The organism is Frateuria sp. Soil773, assembly GCF_001428405.1.
Lineage (GTDB): Bacteria > Pseudomonadota > Gammaproteobacteria > Xanthomonadales > Rhodanobacteraceae > LMSL01.
In genome coordinates, this window is sequence record NZ_LMSL01000039.1 from 434,915 (window position 1) to 453,192 (window position 18,278).

Here is an 18,278-nt window from a genome sequence, read left to right on the forward strand (position 1 = left end):
ACTGGATTCCTGCTTTCGCAGGAATGACGAGCGGGAAGCGCGAGGGGATTCCAGTCCAACAAGGAGACTTTGAACAGGCTCTTACGGCTCCCCGCGCAGGCGCACGTCGCCGGGCAGCATGTCGGTGCGGCCTTCGTTCGCTTCGCGCTGCGCCTCGAAGAAACGCTGCACCTGCTGGCAGACCGCCATGGTGTTGTCGCGCGCGATCGCCGAGACCAGGAACCAGGGCTGCTGCCAGTCGAGCCGCCGCACGATGTCCTCGGCTACCGCCTGGCGCTCGTCCTCGGGCAGCACGTCGGCCTTGTTCAGCACCAGCCAGCGCGGACGCTGCAGCAGTTCCGGGTCGAACTTCGCCAGCTCCTGCTCGATCGCGCGCACCTGCTCGACCACGTCGGAACCGTCGATGGGCGCGATGTCCACCAGATGAAGCAGCAGGCGCGTGCGCGACACGTGGCGCAGGAACTGGATGCCCAGCCCGGCGCCGTCGGCGGCGCCCTCGATCAGGCCTGGAATGTCGGCGATCACGAAGCTCTGGTCGGTGCCGAGGCTGACCACGCCCAGGTTCGGATGCAGCGTGGTGAACGGATAGTCGGCCACCCGCGGGGTCGCCGCGGACACCGCGCGGATGAAGGTGGACTTGCCGGCGTTCGGGAAACCGAGCAGGCCGACGTCGGCCAGCAGCTTCAGCTCCAGCTTCAACTCGCGCACCTCGCCCGGCGTGCCGGGGGTGGACTTGCGCGGCGCCCGGTTCACCGAGCTCTTGAAGTGGATGTTGCCGAGGCCGCCCTTGCCACCCTCGGCCACCAGCAGGCGCTGGCCGTGCCGGGTGAGGTCGCCGATGATCTCGTCGGTATCGACGTTGGTGACCACCGTGCCCACCGGCACGCGGATCGTGGTGTCCTCGCCGCCCTTGCCATACATCTGGCTGCCCATGCCGTTCTGGCCGCGCTGCGCCTTGAAGCTGCGCTGGTGGCGGAAATCGATCAGCGTATTGAGGCCTTCGTCGGCCAGCAGCCAGACCGAACCGCCGCCACCGCCGTCGCCGCCGTCGGGTCCGCCGAACGGGATGAACTTCTCGCGGCGAAAGCTGATGCAGCCATTGCCGCCGTCGCCGGCACGCACCGTGATGATCGCTTCGTCGACAAATTTCATGGGGGAGAGCCGGGAGTTGGGAATGGGGAATCGGGAATGGCAGGAGCAGTGTAGCCGGGTAGTGGCGCGGGACCGGCGACAGGCCGGCTTTTGCCATTCCCGATTCCCTATTCCCGATTCCCTGCGTACAAAACAAAAGCCCCGCCGGAGCGGGGCCTTCGCTGCAGCTTCGGAGGGGATCAGCCCTTGACGACGCTGACGAAGCGGCGATTGTGCTCGCCGCGGGTCTTGAACTCGACCACGCCGTCGACCAGGGCGAACAGCGTGTGGTCGCGGCCCAGGCCTACGCCGGTGCCCGGGTGGAACTGCGTGCCGCGCTGGCGCACGATGATGTTGCCGGCCTCGATGGCCTGGCCGCCGTACACCTTCACGCCGAGGTACTTCGGGTTCGAATCGCGACCGTTGCGGCTGGAACCTACGCCTTTTTTATGTGCCATGACTCAAGTGCTCCAGTTGCTCAGGCGTTGATGCCCGTGATCTCGACTTCGGTGAAATGCTGGCGATGTCCCTGCTGGCGCTTGTAGTGCTTGCGGCGGCGGAACTTGATGATGCGGATCTTGTCGGCGCGACCGTGCTTGCGGACGGTGGCGCTGACGGTGACCCCGTCGACCAGCGGCGCGCCCACGGTGACCGACTCGCCGGCGCCGTGCAGCAGCACCTGGTCGAACTTCACGGTGGCGCCCTCTTCGGCGTCCAGCAGCTCCACGCGCAGGACGTCGCCCTGCTGGACGCGGTACTGCTTGCCGCCGGTCTTGATGACTGCGTAACTCATGGGATGATCCCTTCTGTCGTTATTCTCTTGGGTTCCGCCAGGGCCATAGGGCCCCGGCGAACGCGGGAGTATAGCGACCCGGACCGTGCCTGGTCAATTACTGACCAGGCGACCTCCCCGCCTGCCGGATCAGCGCGCGCCCTTGGGCTTGGCCGGCTGTGCCACGCCGGGTGCGGCCGGGCAGCGGCCCTGCGCGTCGATCGTGCCCTTCTTCTGCAGCTCGGCGATCATGCCCTGGGCGCGCTGCTTGCCCCACTGCTGGCCGATCTGCATGCCCTCGGCCATGGTCGCCGGCATCTGGGTGATCACCTTCTGGCCCAGCGGCGAGCGGTAGAACTTCAGCAGGCCGTCGATGTCCTCGGCGGTGAAATGGCGCTGGTAGATCGGCACCATGCGGTTGGTCAGGTCGCGGGTGCCGTTGGCGTCGACGAAGCTCTGCCAGTAGCTGGCCGGCACGCACGGCAACTGCCGGCTCATCACCCCGGCCATCTGGGTGTTCATCTGGCTCAGCATGCGGCCGACCCCGAACACGTCCATCAGTTGGCGCACCTGCGCCTCGCTCGGCTGCGCGGCGGACGCAGCCCCCATACCGGCGGCCAGCACGAACCCCGCACCGATCTTGATCCACTGACGCATGTCCCTCTCCTCGTTGTTGGTGTTCACGCCGCCCCGCGCGGCCTGGCCCCGCATTTAGCCACAGCGCGGCAGGCAACGGAAATCGCGGCGACCGGCGCGGCCGGGGAATGCGCGGGCAATAACTGACCTGTCCGGGTTGGTATAGTACGCAATCCTCCCCATATCCCGGCGTCATGGACACCATACGCATCCGCGGCGCACGCACGCACAACCTCAAGAACATCGACATCGACCTGCCGCGCGACCGGCTGATCGTGATCACCGGCCTGTCCGGCTCGGGCAAGTCCTCGCTAGCCTTCGACACGATCTACGCCGAGGGCCAGCGGCGCTACGTGGAGTCGCTGTCGGCCTATGCGCGGCAGTTCCTGTCGATGATGGAGAAGCCCGACGTCGACCACATCGAGGGGTTGTCGCCGGCGATCTCGATCGAACAGAAATCCACCTCGCACAACCCGCGTTCCACCGTGGGCACGATCACCGAGGTGTACGACTACCTGCGCCTGCTGTACGCCCGCGTCGGCACGCCGCGCTGTCCGGACCACGGCATCCCGCTGGAAGCGCAGACGGTGAGCCAGATGGTGGACGCCACGCTCGCGCTGGACCCGGAAAAGCGATTCATGCTGCTGGCGCCGGTGATCCGCGAGCGCAAGGGCGAGCACGTGCAGGTGTTCGACCAGTTGCGCGCGCAGGGCTTCGTGCGCGCCCGCGTGGACGGCCAGGTGTACGACCTCGACGCGGTGCCGCCGCTGGGCCTGCGCATCAAGCACACCATCGAGGCGGTGATCGACCGCTTCCGCCCGCGCGACGACATCAAGCAGCGCCTGGCCGAATCGTTCGAGACCGCGCTGCGGCTGGGTGACGGCCTGGCGATCGTGGTCGACATGGACGACGGCAAGGCGCCCGAGCAACTGCTCTCCTCGCGCTATTCGTGCCCGGTGTGCGACTACTCGCTGCCGGAGCTGGAGCCGCGGCTGTTCTCGTTCAACTCGCCGATCGGCGCCTGCCCGGCCTGCGACGGCCTGGGCGTGACCCAGGTGTTCGACCCCGCGCGCGTGGTCGGCCACCCGGAGCTGCCCCTGTCCGGCGGTGCGATCCGCGGCTGGGACCGGCGCAACCCGTACTATTTCCATATGCTGCAGTCGCTGTCGGCGCACTACGGCTTCGACGTGGACACGCCCTGGCGCGACCTGCCCAAGGCCACCCAGCAGGCCGTCCTGTACGGCAGCGACAAGGAGCAGATCGCCTTCCGCTACATCACCGAGCGCGGCGGCAAGGTGACCCGCGAGCACGCCTTCGAGGGCATCCTGCCGAACCTGGAGCGGCGCTACCGGGAAACCGAGTCGTCCGCCGTGCGCGAGGAACTGGCCAAGTACATCAGCGACCAGCCCTGCCCGGACTGCGAAGGCCAGCGGCTGAACCGCTCTGCGCGCAACGTGTTCGTCGCCGACCATGCCCTGCCGTCGCTCACCCACCGCTCGATCGACGACGCGCTGGCCTTCTTCGAGGAACTGAAGCTCGCCGGCTGGCGCGGCGAGATCGCGGTGAAGATCGTCAAGGAGATCCGCGAGCGGCTGACCTTCCTCAACGACGTGGGCCTCAACTACCTCACCCTGGACCGCCAGGCCGACACGCTGTCCGGCGGCGAGGCCCAACGCATCCGCCTCGCCTCGCAGATCGGCGCCGGCCTGGTCGGCGTGATGTACGTGCTGGACGAGCCATCGATCGGCCTGCACCAGCGCGACAACGAGCGCCTGCTGGGCACCCTCACCCGCCTGCGCGACCTCGGCAACACGGTGATCGTGGTCGAGCACGACGAGGACGCCATCCGCATGGCCGACCACGTGCTCGACATCGGCCCCGGCGCCGGCGTGCACGGCGGCGAGGTGGTGGCGCAGGGCACGGTGAAGGACATGCTGGCCTCGCCCCGCTCGGTCACCGGGCAGTTCCTGTCCGGCAAGCGCGCCATCGAGGTGCCGGCCGAACGGCGCCAGCCGATCGACGACGCCTCCTGGCTGCGCCTGAAGGGCGCCCGCGGCAACAACCTCAAGGGCGTGGACCTGGAGATCCCGGCCGGCCTGTTCACCTGCGTCACCGGCGTGTCCGGCTCGGGCAAGTCCACCCTGGTCAACGACACCCTGTTCCGCCTCGCCGCCGCCGAACTGAACGGCGCCAGCGCGCAGCCGGCGCCGTTCAAGTCGGTCGCCGGCATGGACCTGTTCGACAAGGTGGTCGACATCGACCAGTCGCCGATCGGCCGCACCCCGCGTTCCAACCCGGCCACCTACACCGGCCTGTTCACCCCGCTGCGCGAGCTGTACGCGCAGGTGCCGGAGGCGCGCTCGCGCGGCTATACCGCCGGCCGCTTCAGCTTCAACGTGCGCGGCGGCCGCTGCGAGGCGTGCGAGGGCGACGGCATGATCAAGGTGGAGATGCACTTCCTGCCCGACGTGTACGTGCCCTGCGACGCCTGCCACGGCAAGCGCTACAACCGCGAGACGCTGGACATCCTTTACAAGGGCCACACCATCGCCGACGTACTCGACATGACGGTGGAGGACGCGCTAAAGCTGTTCGAGAACGTGCCGACCATCGCGCGCAAGCTCGACACGCTGCGCGCGGTCGGTCTGGACTACATCAAGCTGGGCCAGAGCGCGACCACGCTGTCCGGCGGCGAGGCGCAGCGCGTGAAGCTGTCCAAGGAGCTCTCCAAGCGCGACACCGGCCGCACCCTCTACATCCTCGACGAGCCCACCACCGGCCTGCACTTCCACGACATCGAGCAGTTGCTCGACGTGCTGCACCAGCTGGTCGACCAGGGCAATACCGTGGTGGTGATCGAGCACAACCTCGACGTGATCAAGACCGCCGACTGGGTGGTGGACCTCGGCCCCGAAGGCGGTGCCGGCGGCGGCCGCATCCTGGTCGCCGGCACGCCGGAAACCGTCGCCGCGACGAAGGAATCGCACACCGGCCACTTCCTCGCCCCGCACCTGAAGCCGGCGCGCCCGGCCAAGGCCGCCGCCCCGCGCGGCAAGACCACCCTCAAGCACATCGCCTCGGCCGACAAGCACAAGCCGATGCGTGGGAAAAAGAAGAAGAACGGATGAGTAAGACCGCCAGCGACACGCCCAAGCCGCCCCGCCCCCGCAAGACGAAGGCCGCGACCGCTCCCCCTGCCGCCGAAGCCGCCGCGAGCGCGGGCACCGCCGAACCGGCCACCGCCGCGGCGCCGCTGTTCGTCGCCGAGATCGATGCCCGCTGGCGCGATCTCGACGCCTTCAACCACGTCAACAATTCCAACTACCTCACCTACCTCGAGGAGGCGCGCCTGCAATGGCTGCGCCACGTGCCGGGGCCGTGGTTCGACGAAACGTCGATGCCGGTGCTGGCCGCGAGCAGCATCAACTACCGCCAGCCGATCGCCTGGCCGGCGTCGCTGCACATCGAGCTGCGCTGCGAACGGCTGGGCAACAGCTCGATGACGATCGCCCACCGCATCGTCGACGCCGGCGACGCGGACCATCTCTACAGCGACGGCCACGTGGTGATGGTATGGATGAATCCCGCCACCGGCACGGCGGTGGCGCTGCCCGAGGCGATCCGCCGCGCCGTCGCGGCCGGCTGAGCCCTCCGTGCGCGGCCCGGCGCAGGCCGGGGCCGCATCGCCATGAAGGCAGCCGCGCGCAGGCATCCGGACGCATTCCGGCACCTGCGGCGGGTCGTACGCCGCGGGCCCCATCGCCGCGCTTGAACGCAGCACCGCCCGCGACGGGGTCGACCGGGCCCGCCATGCGGATGCCGCAGCTTCATGCCCGGCCGGTAAGATCGGCGGCATTGCGACCAAGCCAAAAGGAGTTCCCCGTGAGCAAGCCGTCCCTGTCCGTCTTTGCCCTCGCACTTGCCGCAACCTTCCAAGCAGGAGCCGCCATGGCCGCCGAGCAGACCGCCCTCACCGTCTATCGCAGCGACGACAGCGCACTGTTCGACGCCGATGGCGGCAACGTCAACGCCGGCTACGCCGTCGCGCGCGAACTCCGCAGGCTGGAACTCAAGGCCGGCGAGCAGCAGCTCGCGCTCGACGGGCTGCCCCTGTTCCTCGACGCCGAGGCGCTCTCGCTGCACGTCGCCGGCGATAGCGCCAAGGTGCTCTCGCAGCGCCTGCGCCTGGGCCAGGGGCCGAACGCCGCGCTCGGCGGCCTGGTCGGCCAGCCGGTCACCGTGCTCGGCACCGGCGGCCAGCCGCTGGCCAGCGGCACCCTGCTGCGCGCCGGCGACGGCCTGGTGGTGCGCGACGGGGCCGGCAACACCAGCCTGATCCGCGACTACGCCTCGGTGCAGGCGCGCGGCGAGTTCCAGACCGGCTCGCTGCTCGAACTGCGCGTGCAGGCCGCGCGCGCCGGCAGCGCCGACGCGGTGCTCAGCTATCCCACCGGCGGCCTGGGCTGGCGCGCCGCCTACGTCGCCACCTTGCAGCCGGGCAACGGCTGCCGCATGCAGTTCGAGTCGCGCGCCAGCGTCGCCAACCGCAGCGGGCGCGACTGGAACGGCGCGCTACTGAAGCTTGTCGCCGGTGCGCCGCAGTTCGCCAAGCCGTCGGCACCGCAGCCGGTGATGATGCGCGCCTACAGCGCCAAGGCGGCAAGCGCCGACATGCCGCAGCAGTCCACGCTGGCCGACTATCGCATCTATACCCTGCCGCAGTCGGTCGACCTGCCCGACGGCAGCATCAGCCAGGTGCCGCTGTACGCCACGCGCACGCTGGATTGCGAACGCACCGCGCTGTACGAGACGGGCGGAAGCTGGTCGCCGGCGCAGCCGATGCTCAACGCGGACTTCAACCAGGGCGGCGGCAACCAGATCACCAGCACGCTGCGCCTGAAGGCGTTCGACAGCCTGCCGGCCGGCTACCTGCGGGTGCTGAGCGCCGACCGCGACGGCACGCCGCAGTTCGTCGGCGAGGGCCGCATCGACGACACGCCCAAGGGCAGCGACGCCACCATTACGCTAGGCACCTCGTTCGACCTGCGCGCCGAGCGCGAGCGCACCGCGTTCAGCGTCGACAAGGCCGGCCGCACGATGGACGAGGCGTTCCGCATCAGCCTGAGCAATGCCGGCGATGTGCCGCGCACCGTCACCGTGCGCGAGCATCCGAACCGCTGGCGCCAGTGGACGCTGGTGTCCTCGTCGGCCAAGCCGGCGAAGCAGTCCCCCGACGTGCTGGAATTCCGCGTCGAGGTTCCCGCGGGCGGCAAGGCCACGCTCGACTATGCCGTGCGCTATAGCTGGTCCGCCGACCAGCAGACCCAGTAACCGGAGCCGCTCCCATGCTCGACATCCTTCCCCATGACGGCCACATCACCGAGATCCGGCTCGCCCGGCCGCCGGTCAACGCACTGGACTTCGGGATGCTCGCGGCGCTGCGCGAAGCCATCGCGCAGGCCCCCGCCGGTGGCGCGCGCGGCATCGTGCTGTCCGGCGCGCAGGGCATGTTCTCCGCCGGCGTCGACGTGCCGGCGCTGCTGCAGCCCGACCGCGCCGGCGTGCGCGACTACTGGGGCGAATTCTTCGCGCTGTGCGCCGAGCTGGCGCGCGCCCCGCTGCCGGTCGTCGCCGCGATCACCGGCCACAGCCCCGCGGGTGGCGCGGTGCTGGCGCTGTTCTGCGACTACCGCGTGATGGCGCAGGGGCCGTACAGGATCGGCCTGAACGAGGTGCAGGTCGGCCTCACCGTGCCCGAGAGCATCCAGTACGCGCTGCGCCGCGTGGTCGGCACCTACCGCGCCGAACGGCTGCTGGTCGCCGGCGCGATGATCGATGCCGAACAGGCGCTGGCCTGCGGCTTCGTGGACGAGCTCACCGCGGTGGAACAGGTGCCGACCCGCGCCGTGCACTGGCTGGCCGAGCTGCTCGCGCTGCCGCCGCACGCGATGCTGGCGACCCGTGCGCTGGCACGCGCCGACCTGATCGCCGCCACCGACCTGTCCAAGCTGCCGCTCGACGACTTCGTCGATGGCTTCCTCCATCCGCAGGCGCAGGCCGTGCTGCAGCACCTGGTGGCGCGGCTGAAAAACAAGAAGTGAAAAGCCAGGAGTGAGTGGAGAGAAGTGAGATGTGCCGTAAGCAGGCTCTCTCTCACTTCTCACTTCTCACTTCTCACTCCTCGCCCGTCGCCACGGGCCGCGTCCCGTCGCTCACCCAGCCGCTCCACGAGGGCGCGTACAGCCGCGAGCCGGTCAGCCCGGCGTGTTCCATCGCCAGCAGGTTGTGGCAGGCGGNCGCACATGTGCACCACCTGCTCCGGCGCATGCGTCCCGAGCAGGGCGAGGAATTCCTGCCGCAACCGGTCCGCCGGCTTGAAGCGGCCGTCGGCGCCGAGGTTGTCGGCGAACGGGCGGTTGCGCGCGCCCGGCACGTGGCCGGCGGCGCGGTCCAGCGGCTCCGTCTCACCGCGGTAGCGCGGCGCGGCGCGCGCATCGAGCAGCACCTGTCCCGGCGCATCGAGCAGGCGCGCGTGGTCCAGCACCACCTGGCCCGCGTCGAAATGCAGCTCGACCTTGGTAGGCACGCGCTGCGGCACGGCCGTCTCCGTCGGCAGGCCGGCGGCCAGCCAGGCCGCGTAGCCGCCGTCGAGCACCGCCGCCTCGCGGATTCCCGCCAGCCGCAGCAGCCACCACAGCCGCGCCGCGGCCAGCGCGCCGTTGCCGGCGTCGTAGCTCACCACCTGCAATCCGGGCCGCCAGCCCCAGCGTCCCAGCACGCCGGCGAACGCGGCCGGCAGCGGCAGCGGATGGCGCCCCAGCCCCTGGGCGCTGCGGCTCAGGTCCGACAGGTCGCGGTCGAGATCGGCGTAGACCGCGCCGGGAATGTGCCCGGCGCGGTAGTCGCGCTCGCCCTGCGCCGGGTCGGCCAGATCCTTGCGGCAATCGACGACCAGCACGTCCGCCGGCGCCAGCGCGGCCAGTTCGTCAACCGCGATCAGCGTGGTCTTCAGGCTCATGTGCGTCCCATCCTCTGCAGCAGGTTCAACAGCATCGCCGCGGTGGCGCCCCAGATGCGGTGGCCGCCGTGGACGAACTCCACCATCTCGCGCCGGTGGCCGCGGTAGTCCATGGTATAGCGGCGCAGGTTGGCCGGATCGAGGAAGAACGCCAGCGGCACCTCGAATACCTCGGCGACCTCGTCGGGCGCCGGACGCAGCAGGGCCGACTCGGCGATTCGCGCCACCACCGGCGTGACGCAGTAGCCGCTGATCGTCTCGAAGCAGTCGAGGAAGCCGAGCGGCGTCACCAGCGACGGCTCCAGCCCGACCTCCTCCTCGCTCTCGCGCAGCGCCGTGGCGACCAGGTCCGCGTCGCCGGGATCGCGCCGCCCGCCGGGCAGCGCCACCTGGCCCGCGTGCGACGGCAGGTTGTCGTTGCGCACGGTCAGCACCAGCCGCGGCTGCACGCCTTCGCGCAGCCCCATCAGCACGGCGGCCTGGCGGCGCGGCGCATCGCCGAGCAGGTCGGCCATCTCGGCGTGGTTCCAGCCGGGCGCGGAAGGCGGATCGGACAGCGGCCGCAGCGCGGACCGCAGGGTCGGCAGCACGGCGTCCATCACGACACCGCGCGCGATGGCAGGATCTCGCGCATGTAGCGCAGCCGCTCGTCGTCCGCCATGCCGCGCCAGCGGGCGATTTCCTCGCCGCTGCGCAGGCAACCGATGCAATAGCCGCGCGCGTCCAGCCGGCAGATGCCGATGCAGGGAGTCAGCGGTGGCGACGGGGGAAAGGGAGGGTCCGGATCGTTCAGCATGCCCCCGCCATGCTAGCCCAGCCGGGCGCCGAGGGCACGGATCACTTGATGTCGAGCAGCTCGATCTCGAACACCAGCGCCTCGTTCGGGCCGATCCGCGGCAGCGAGCCGCGTTCGCCGTAGGCCAGTTGCGGCGGGATCACCACTTTCCAGCGGTCGCCCACGTGCATGCGCGGGATCACGTCCTGCCAGCCGCGGATCACCTTGTTGACCATGAAGCTCACCGGCGCGCCGTGCGCCCAGGAACTGTCGAACTCGGTGCCGTCGATCAGCATGCCGCGGTAGTTCACCGTGACCATGCTGGTCACGCTGGGGCTGTCCTTGCCGCTGCCCTGCTTGAGCACGGCGTACTGGATGCCCGACGGCAACTGCACCACGCCGGCCTGCTGCCGGTTGTGCGCCATGTAGTCGGCGCTCTTGCGCGCGTTGGCGGCGGCGATGCGCTTGAACTCCGCCAGTGCGTTGGCGTGCATCTGCTGCTCGAGGCTGCGCAACTGGTCGTGCATCTGCTGCATCGGCACGCTGGGCGGACGCTTGGCGTAGGCGTCCTGGATCGCCCGCTGCAGCGTCGGCAGGTCCACCGCCGGGTCGCCGCCGGCGAACTGGCTGCCGATCTGGTAGCCGATCGCGTAGGACAGCTTGTGCTTGTCCAGCGCCACCTGCCTGGCCGGCGCGTCCGCCCGGTCCTGCGCCGCGACGGCTCCAGCGAGCAGCAGCGTGCCGAGGGCCAACCAGCGCAGTCGTGTCATGCCAATCCTCCAGAATGCGGCGCGAACCCGTGCATCCTAAGCGGTTCGCGCCATGCGTGCAGCGCCAGGGTGGCGGCGCATGGCTGAGAACCCCGGACGCGGCAAAGGTTCCCGCTGCTACCATGCGTGGCTGGCTCACCCGCAGGACGATCCCATGGCCTATCGCAATCTCGACGTCGGCAACCGCGGCGCGGTGCGCACGATCACCGTGAACCGCCCCGACAAGCTCAACGCGCTCAACCGCGACACCTTGAACGAACTGACCATCGCCTTCGCCCAGGCCGCTCAGGACGACGCCGTGCGCGCGGTGGTGCTGGCCGGCGCGGGCGAAAAAGCCTTCGTCGCCGGCGCCGACATCGCCGAGATGAACGGCTACACGCCGGTGCAGGCACAGGGCTTCTCGCGCGCGGGGCAGCGGCTGATGAGCTCGATCGAGCGGCTGGGCAAGCCGGTGGTCGCGCGCATCCAGGGCTTCGCCCTGGGCGGCGGCATGGAACTGGCGATGGCCTGCCACCTACGCGTGGCCAGCGAGAAGGCGAAGTTCGGCCAGCCGGAGATCAACCTCGGGCTGATCCCGGGCTTCGGCGGCACCCAGCGCCTGCTGCGCCTGGCCGGCCGCGGCACGGCGCTGGAGCTGTGCCTCACCGGCGCGCCGATCGGCGCGCAGCGCGCCTACGAGCTGGGCATCGTCAACCGCGTGGTGGCGCCGGAGGCGCTGGACGAGACCGTCGCGGCCCTGGCCGACCAGCTCGCCGCCGCCGCGCCGCTGGCCGCCGCCGGCATCCTCGACGCCGTGTTGCAGGGCGGCGAGACGGGCATCGACCAGGGCCTGGAATTCGAGACGCAGGGCTTCGCGCTGGCGTTCTCCACCGAGGACATGCGCGAGGGCACCGCCGCCTTCCTCGAAAAGCGCAAGGCGGCGTTCAAGGGCCGCTGAGCCGCGCGCATGCGGATCGTCCCGGACTTATCTGCCGGGGCTCGTCGATCCGTGCTCGTCGCCTCCGGGCCTGCCCGGGCGCCGTCCGTCGGCGCCTGGCGCAGCCCGTGCGCCCTGTCGCGCCGTTCGTCGCGATCGCCCCTTTCCGGGGCCGCTCCGTCCGCGAGACTGCCTCGCCAGCCATCGCGGAGAGACCCATGGACGCAACCTGCCCCGACGCCTTCCTCGAGAAGGCCGCCACCGCAGAGCCGGCCGCGCCAGCCTCCGGCGCAGGCCGCCTGCAGCGTCGCGCGCAGGCGGCGCTGCGCCTGGCTGCCGCGGCCTGGCTCGGCGTCGCCCTGCTGGGCCAGTTGCTGTTCGTCGTCTACGTGGTCGGCTTCTACGGGCGCGCCGCCGCGCTGGGACGCCCGGAAACCTGGAACCGGGTGCTCCAGCACGGCTACGTCGCCGGCGAAACCGTCTTCAACCTCGTCCTCGCCGTGCACCTGCTGTTCGCGGTGGCGATCATCCTCGGCGGCGCGCTGCAACTGATCCCCCGCGTGCGCCGCCGCGCGCCGGCCTTCCACCGCTGGAACGGGCGCGCCTACCTGCTCGCGGCGGCCGTGCTGGGCATCGGCGGGCTGGCCATGGTGTGGATCCGCGGCGACGTGGTCGGCGACCTGTCGCAGCATCTCGGCATCAGCCTCAACGCGCTCCTGATGCTGGGCTTCGCGGCCATCGCCTGGCGCCACGCGCGCGCCGGCCGGCTCGACCGCCATCGCCGCTGGGCGCTGCGGCTTTTCCTGGCGGTGAACGGGGTGTGGTTCTTCCGCATCGGCCTGATGTTCTGGATCGTGGCGAACCAGGGGCCGGCGGGCTTCGACCCGAAAACCTTCAGCGGCCCCTTCCTGACCTTCCTCTCGTTCGCCCAGTACGCGGTGCCGCTGGGCGTGCTGGAACTCTACTTCCTCGCCCAGCGCCGCGGCACCCCGCGCGGGCAACTGGCGATGGCCGCCGGCCTTGGCCTGCTGACCCTGGCGACACTGATCGGCACCGGTGCCGCCTTCGCCGCCCTGTGGCTGCCGCACCTGCGGGCGTGACCGCCGTGCGTGCGCCCGCGTGGGCGCCGCCGCGGCCCGCGCTGGATTATCCTCGCGACATGGCTTCCTCCACCCTCACGGCGAATCCGCAGGGCCTGGCGCTGCTGCTGGGCTGGCGGCGCGTGGCGTTCGCGCTGGGCGCATCGGTCGCGCTCGGCCTGCCGTTCGCCTTCAGTTGGCCCTCGGGGCCGCTGCCGCTGCTGGGACTGACCGCCATCCTCGGCCTCGCCGCAATGCTCGCGTTCGGGCTGTTCGAACAGTGGCCGCGGCGGCTGCCTTCCTGGCTGGCCCGCTGGACCCTGCAGGTGGCCGCCGTCGCGGCCGCCATGCCGCTGGGCATGTTCGTGCTCTACCTGTGCATCGCCGACGCCGGCGACGCGCCGTTCTGGCAGGGCCTGGAACGCCTGAACGGTTGCGTGGTCCTGAGCATCCTCGGCCTGCTGCTGGCGCCGTGGATGGCGCTGGCGGCGCTGGTGCGCCAGAAGGACGCGCTGGCGCGGCACCAGCGCCTGGCCTTCGAGCTCGAACGCAGCGAACTCGAACGCCAGGCGCTGGACGCGCGCCTGCACCTGCTGCAGACGCAGGTCGCGCCGCACTTCCTGTTCAACACCCTCGCCAACGTGCAGGCGCTGGTGGATGCCGGATCGCCACGCGCCTCCGCCGTGCTGGACAGCCTGGTCGCCTACCTGCGCGCGGCGGTGCCGCGCCTGCACGAGCCGGCCAGCACCACCTTCGGCCAGGAACTGCAACTGGTCCGCGCCTATCTCGAACTGATGCACATGCGCATGCCCGACCGCCTCGACTTCGCGCTGCACGTCGACGAAGCGGCGCTGGCGCTGCGCTGCCCGCCGATGACCCTGCTCACGCTGGTGGAGAACGCGGTGGGCCACGGCATCGACCCCAGCGAGGACGGCGGCCGCATCGACGTGCACGTCCGGCGGCACGGCGACCGCTGCGCCGTGCGGGTCGACGACACCGGCGTCGGCCTGCGCGCGGGCGGCGGCCATGCCGGCGGCGGCCTGGGCACCGGCCTGGCGACGCTGCGCGAACGGCTGCGGCTGGGCTTCGGTGCCGACGCGCAGTTGCGCATCGGCGCGCGGCAGCCGCATGGCGTCCGCGCCGAGCTGGACATGCCGGCACGGGAAGCCGCCGCCTGATGGAGCCGCGGCCTACCGCGCTGATCGCCGACGACGAACCGCTGCTGCGCGACGCCCTGGCGCGCCAACTGGCACAGGCCTGGCCCGAGCTGGAGGTGGTCGCGCAGGCACGCAACGGCCGCGAGGCGGTCGAATGCTTCGAGGCCCGGCGCCCCGACATCTGCTTCCTCGACGTGCACATGCCGGGCCTGTCCGGCATCGAGGCGGCGCATCGCATCGGCCGGCGCGCGCACTTGGTGCTGGTCACCGCCCACGACCACTACGCCGTGCAGGCGTTCGCCGAGGGCGTGCTCGATTACCTGGTGAAACCGGTGAAACCGGCGCGCCTGGCCGAGACGGTGGCGCGCCTGCGCGAGCGCCTTCTGGCCGCGCAGCCGGCTCCGGACACCGAGGCGCTGCTGCGCCAGCTCGCCGCGCGGCTGCGGCACGACGCACCGGCGCCGCTGCGCTGGATCCGCGCGCAGGTGGGCCAGGCGCTGCGGCTGATCCCGGTCGACGACATCGACTACCTGCGCTCCGACGCCAAGTACACCCGCATCGCCTGGCGCGGCGACGCCGGGCAGCCTGGCGAGGCGCTGATCGGCACGCCGCTGAAGGAACTCGTCGCCCAGCTCGACCCCGCGCACTTCGCGCAGGTGCACCGCTCGGTCGTGGTCAACCTGCGCGCGGTCAGCCACGTCGTGCGCGGCGACAACGAGACCGCGAGCATCCACCTGAAAGGCCGCCTGGAAACGCTGCCGGTCAGCCGCAACTACCTGCCGCTGTTCCGCACGATGTAGGCGCGGCGCCGATGCCGGCCTGTCCGCGCCTCAATGGCCTGGCGTCAATGGCCCGCGCCGCGGAACTTCAGCTCGCCCGCGGTCACCGGCAGCGCCAACCGGTTCTCCGGGGGCGCCAGCGGGCACACCACGTGCGGCGTGATCGCGCACGGCGGGTTCTCGGCCAGGTTGAAGTCCAGCACGACCTGGCCGTCCTTCGGCGCGTCCGCATAAAGGAAGCGCGCGCCGCCATAGGTCAGCCTGCCGGCGGTGCGGTCGCTGAAGATGAAGAACAGCCGGCCGTCCTCGGCGATCGGCCGCAGCTCGTAGGTCTTGCCGTCGCGCTGGAACACCGCCTTGCCCGGTACCGGCGTGTCCTCTTCCGTGCCGGTGACGTAGGCGATCCTCAGCGATTCCGGCGGATCGAACGGCTGCCACTTCGCCACGATGCGCCAGGACGGATCGACCGGGAAGTACGCGAAGCCGGGAAAGTGCCGGCGCAGGGGCGCGTCGTTGTCCTTCACCCGCAGGCCGCGGCGGGCGCCGTTTTCCACGACGTACAGGTAGCTGCTGCCGAAGCGCACGCGGGTCGGCGTGCGGCTCCCGTCCGCGCCCTGCGTATGCAGCGCGATGTCCGGCGGCGTGTCGGCGCGGCCGTCGACATAGACGCCCCCGGTCGCCAGCAGGTGCAGGCGCACCTCGCCGCCGGCCAGCGTCAGCACGCCCAGATGCGCGGGCGCGCCGGGCACGGGCACATCGTTGTCCGCGGCGCTGCCGATGCGCGTGTCGCCCGGCTCCAGCCAGCCCGACGCGGTGAGGCTGAGGTAGCCGTCCGCACGCTCCAGCCGGCTCACCCGCTCCGCGCGGGCCTTGCCGACCGCGTCCGCGTAGCCGTCGCCCGCCAGCGCCAGCGACGACGCCAGCACGGCGAGCAGGGCGAACGCGAAGACCCTAGTGCTCCGAGCCACGGTACTTCTTCTCGCCGGCGGTGATGCGCAGGTCCAGCCGGTTCTCCGGCGGCGCCAGCGGGCAGGTGGCGAACGCGGTGAACGCGCACGGCGGGTTGTAGGCCTCGTTGAAGTCGAGGATCACCTTGCCGTCCTGCCCCACGCCGTGCTCGGGCAGCTTCGCGTACAGGAAGCGCGCCGCGCCGTAGGTCTCCTTGCCCGAGGTGCGGTCGCCGATGACGAAGAACAGGTCGCCGCCCGGCTCCTCCTGGTACGGCAGCAGCTCGAAGGTATGGCCGTCGCGCTGGAACACCGCCTTGCCCGGCACCTCGACCTTGTCGATGGTGCCGATCACCGAGCCGATCTCGAGCGTGTGTCCGGGCCCGAACGCGACCCAGTCGGCCACCACGCGCCACGATGGGTCGATCGGGAAGTAGTCGATGCCGAGGAAATCCCGCCGCGTCGCGGCGTCGCTGTCCTTCACGCGCAGCGCCTTGCGGCCGTCGCGGTCGATCACGTAGAAGCTGGCCGTGCCGAACGCGACCGTGGTCGGCGATGCGTCTCCCGTCGCGTGCAGGTCGTCGACCAGCACCGCCTCGTCCACTGCCTTGCCGTCCACCGTGGCGCCGCTGTCCTTGGCCAGCGCGAGGCGCAGGCCGCCGTCGTGCGCGAGGGTGAGCGTGCCCAGGTGCGCCGGGCCCGCCTTCAGCACGATGTCGTTGCCGGCCGCGCTGCCGATGCGGTTGGCGCCTTCCTTCAGCCATTCCAGCCCGATCAGGCTCAGCCAGCCGTCCGGCGCGGTCAGCCGCCGGACGCGGCCTTCCCGCCATTGCTGGACGGCCCGCTCGTGGGCGGCGGGGTCGATCGGGGCGATGGAAGATTCGGCGTGCACGGCTACGGCTCCGGAAAACAGGGCAAGAACGAGGGCGACGCTGCGCAGCATGGGTGTCGGTCCGCTCGATGGGGAGGGCCGAGTATGGCCGTCCATTTGCGCGCAGGGCAAGCCGGCCGGCTCAACGCCCGCGCAGGAACAGCCGGTCGAGGTCGGCCAGGCTGAGCTGGGCCCAGGTCGGGCGGCCGTGGTTGCACTGGCCGGATCGCTCGGTCGCTTCCATCTCGCGCAGCAGCGCGTTCATCTCGGGGATCGCCAGGCGCCGGCCGGCGCGCACCGAGCCGTGGCAGGCCATGGTCGAGAGCAGTTCGTTCTCCAGCTCCTGCAGCCGGCGCGAGCTGCCGTGCTGGGCCAGTTCGGCCAGCACGTCGCGAGTGAGCTGGCCGACATCGGCGCCTTCCAGCAGGGCCGGGATGCGCCGCACGACCACGCCCGACGGGCCGCTGCGCGACAGTTCCAGCCCCCATTCGGCCAGCGCGTCGGCGTGTTCCTCGGCGGCGGCCGCCTCCTTCGCGCTCACCGCCAGGTTGAGCGGCACCAGCAGCAGTTGCGAGCGCAGGTTGCTGCAGGCGCGGCCGGACTTGAGCTTCTCGTAGGTGATGCGCTCGTGCGCGGCGTGCATGTCCACCAGCACCAGGCCGTGCGCATTCTCGGCGAGGATGTAGATGCTCTTCAGTTGCGCGATCGCATAGCCCAGCGGCGGCGCTTCGCCTTCGCCCGCGGCCTCCGGCGGCATCGTCGCCGCGCCGGCCCTCGCCGGCGCCGCCGCGGGCGACGCACCGAGCAGGGCGGCGTAGTCGGCCAGCGGCTGGTCGCGCACGCCCAGGCTGAGGCGGCTCTGGCTGAACTGGCCGGACCAGGCCGACGGCGACGGCGCGGACGCAGCCGGCGACGATGCGGCGACGGCATGGCCCTGCTGGAACGGCGAAGCCTCCTGCGACGGCACCGCCGACAACCCCGCCCGCGTCTGCGCCAGCGCTTCGTGCAGGCTGCGGAACAGGAAGTCGTGCACCAGCCGCTGCTCGCGGAAGCGCACCTCGTACTTGGCCGGGTGCACGTTGACGTCCACGCCCGCCGGGTCGAGCTCGAGATACAGCACGAACGCCGGATGGCGGCCGTGGAACAGCACATCCGCATATGCCTGGCGCACCGCGTGCGCGACGACGCGGTCGCGCACCAGCCGGCCGTTGACGTAGAAGTACTGCGAATCGGCCTGCGCGCGCGAGGCCGTGGGCAAGCCGACCCAGCCGGACAATTGCATGCCCGCGGCGGCATGCTCGATGCGCAGGCTCTGCGCCGGGAATTCCTCGCCGAGCACCTCGGCCACGCGGGCCAGCGCGGCGTGCTCGTCGCGCGCGGCCTTCCAGATCCGGGTGGGCTTGCCGTTGTGGCTGAGCCGGAACTCC

16 protein-coding genes and 3 pseudogenes are annotated in these 18,278 nt (G+C 71.0%); 8 read left to right on the plus strand and 11 right to left on the minus strand.

Annotated elements, in window-relative coordinates:
* Positions 1 to 81: 81 nt before the first annotated feature.
* The 4 genes from cgtA to ASG87_RS13885 all read right to left on the minus strand — a co-directional run bounded on the left by cgtA (position 82) and on the right by ASG87_RS13885 (position 2,560).
* The gene (cgtA, locus tag ASG87_RS13870; protein WP_056006204.1) at positions 82 to 1,152 is read right to left on the minus strand and encodes an Obg family GTPase CgtA; all 1,071 of its coding nucleotides are present in this window, start codon (positions 1,150 to 1,152) and stop codon (positions 82 to 84) included.
* 179 nt (positions 1,153 to 1,331) lie between these two features.
* A complete protein-coding gene (gene rpmA / locus ASG87_RS13875) occupies positions 1,332 to 1,589 on the minus strand; it encodes a 50S ribosomal protein L27 (protein WP_056006207.1) in 258 nt (85 codons plus the stop codon).
* 20 nt (positions 1,590 to 1,609) lie between these two features.
* Positions 1,610 to 1,924, minus strand: a complete 315-nt coding sequence (rplU, locus tag ASG87_RS13880; RefSeq protein WP_056006210.1) for a 50S ribosomal protein L21 — start codon at positions 1,922 to 1,924, stop codon at positions 1,610 to 1,612.
* A gap of 129 nt (positions 1,925 to 2,053) precedes the next feature.
* Positions 2,054 to 2,560, minus strand: a complete 507-nt coding sequence (locus ASG87_RS13885; RefSeq protein WP_056006532.1) for a DUF2059 domain-containing protein — start codon at positions 2,558 to 2,560, stop codon at positions 2,054 to 2,056.
* Between the two features lie 173 nt (positions 2,561 to 2,733).
* Between ASG87_RS13885 and uvrA the strand changes: the two genes are divergently transcribed.
* The 4 genes from uvrA to ASG87_RS13905 all read left to right on the plus strand — a co-directional run bounded on the left by uvrA (position 2,734) and on the right by ASG87_RS13905 (position 8,640).
* Positions 2,734 to 5,667, plus strand: a complete 2,934-nt coding sequence (gene uvrA / locus ASG87_RS13890; protein ID WP_056006213.1) for an excinuclease ABC subunit UvrA — start codon at positions 2,734 to 2,736, stop codon at positions 5,665 to 5,667.
* Positions 5,664 to 6,185 carry a thioesterase family protein gene (locus tag ASG87_RS13895; protein ID WP_056006217.1) on the plus strand — a complete coding sequence of 174 codons (522 nt, stop codon included), beginning with the start codon at positions 5,664 to 5,666 and terminating at the stop codon, positions 6,183 to 6,185. Before uvrA ends, ASG87_RS13895 begins: the two co-directional genes overlap by 4 nt.
* 302 nt (positions 6,186 to 6,487) lie before the next feature.
* Entirely contained in the window at positions 6,488 to 7,870 is a 1,383-nt protein-coding gene (locus tag ASG87_RS13900) for a DUF4139 domain-containing protein (RefSeq protein ID WP_235499651.1), read from the plus strand.
* A gap of 14 nt (positions 7,871 to 7,884) precedes the next feature.
* The gene (locus ASG87_RS13905; protein ID WP_056006223.1) at positions 7,885 to 8,640 is read left to right on the plus strand and encodes an enoyl-CoA hydratase/isomerase family protein; all 756 of its coding nucleotides are present in this window, start codon (positions 7,885 to 7,887) and stop codon (positions 8,638 to 8,640) included.
* 73 nt (positions 8,641 to 8,713) lie between these two features.
* Here ASG87_RS13905 and ASG87_RS21010 read toward each other — a convergent pair.
* The 4 genes and pseudogenes from ASG87_RS21010 to ASG87_RS13925 form a co-directional block, all read right to left on the minus strand.
* Positions 8,714 to 8,835 (minus strand): annotated as a pseudogene (locus tag ASG87_RS21010) (sulfurtransferase); the annotation flags it as partial.
* Between the two features lies 1 nt (position 8,836).
* Positions 8,837 to 9,557 (minus strand): annotated as a pseudogene (locus tag ASG87_RS13910) (rhodanese-like domain-containing protein); the annotation flags it as partial.
* Positions 9,554 to 10,353: pseudogene (locus ASG87_RS13915) on the minus strand (CoA pyrophosphatase). The pseudogenes ASG87_RS13910 and ASG87_RS13915, both read right to left, overlap by 4 nt.
* 41 nt (positions 10,354 to 10,394) lie before the next feature.
* On the minus strand, positions 10,395 to 11,102 hold the full coding sequence (locus tag ASG87_RS13925; protein WP_056006232.1) for an FKBP-type peptidyl-prolyl cis-trans isomerase: 708 nt from the start codon (positions 11,100 to 11,102) through the stop codon (positions 10,395 to 10,397).
* A gap of 154 nt (positions 11,103 to 11,256) precedes the next feature.
* Between ASG87_RS13925 and ASG87_RS13930 the strand changes: the two genes are divergently transcribed.
* The 4 genes from ASG87_RS13930 (at position 11,257) to ASG87_RS13945 (ending at position 15,054) form a co-directional block, all read left to right on the plus strand.
* Positions 11,257 to 12,039, plus strand: coding sequence for an enoyl-CoA hydratase-related protein (locus ASG87_RS13930; RefSeq protein WP_056006235.1), 783 nt, complete (start codon positions 11,257 to 11,259; stop codon positions 12,037 to 12,039).
* A 197-nt stretch (positions 12,040 to 12,236) separates the two neighbouring features.
* Positions 12,237 to 13,118: a DUF2306 domain-containing protein gene (locus ASG87_RS13935; protein WP_082582976.1), complete on the plus strand. Its 882-nt coding sequence runs from the start codon at positions 12,237 to 12,239 to the stop codon at positions 13,116 to 13,118.
* A 59-nt stretch (positions 13,119 to 13,177) separates the two neighbouring features.
* Positions 13,178 to 14,275 carry a histidine kinase gene (locus ASG87_RS13940; protein WP_056006537.1) on the plus strand — a complete coding sequence of 366 codons (1,098 nt, stop codon included), beginning with the start codon at positions 13,178 to 13,180 and terminating at the stop codon, positions 14,273 to 14,275.
* A complete protein-coding gene (locus ASG87_RS13945; protein ID WP_056006238.1) occupies positions 14,275 to 15,054 on the plus strand; it encodes a LytTR family DNA-binding domain-containing protein in 780 nt (259 codons plus the stop codon). The genes ASG87_RS13940 and ASG87_RS13945 overlap by 1 nt, the downstream gene beginning before the upstream one ends.
* Positions 15,055 to 15,098: 44 nt before the next feature.
* Here ASG87_RS13945 and ASG87_RS13950 read toward each other — a convergent pair whose 3' ends face one another.
* From ASG87_RS13950 to mutL, 3 genes are all read right to left on the minus strand, one after another.
* Positions 15,099 to 16,001: a DUF1684 domain-containing protein gene (locus ASG87_RS13950; RefSeq protein WP_082582977.1), complete on the minus strand. Its 903-nt coding sequence runs from the start codon at positions 15,999 to 16,001 to the stop codon at positions 15,099 to 15,101.
* Positions 15,985 to 16,872, minus strand: coding sequence for a DUF1684 domain-containing protein (locus ASG87_RS13955; RefSeq protein ID WP_235499652.1), 888 nt, complete (start codon positions 16,870 to 16,872; stop codon positions 15,985 to 15,987). The genes ASG87_RS13950 and ASG87_RS13955 overlap by 17 nt, the downstream gene beginning before the upstream one ends.
* Positions 16,873 to 16,993: 121 nt before the next feature.
* Positions 16,994 to 18,278: DNA mismatch repair endonuclease MutL (mutL, locus tag ASG87_RS13960; RefSeq protein ID WP_235499653.1), on the minus strand; the 1,285-nt coding region annotated here is incomplete at its 5' end.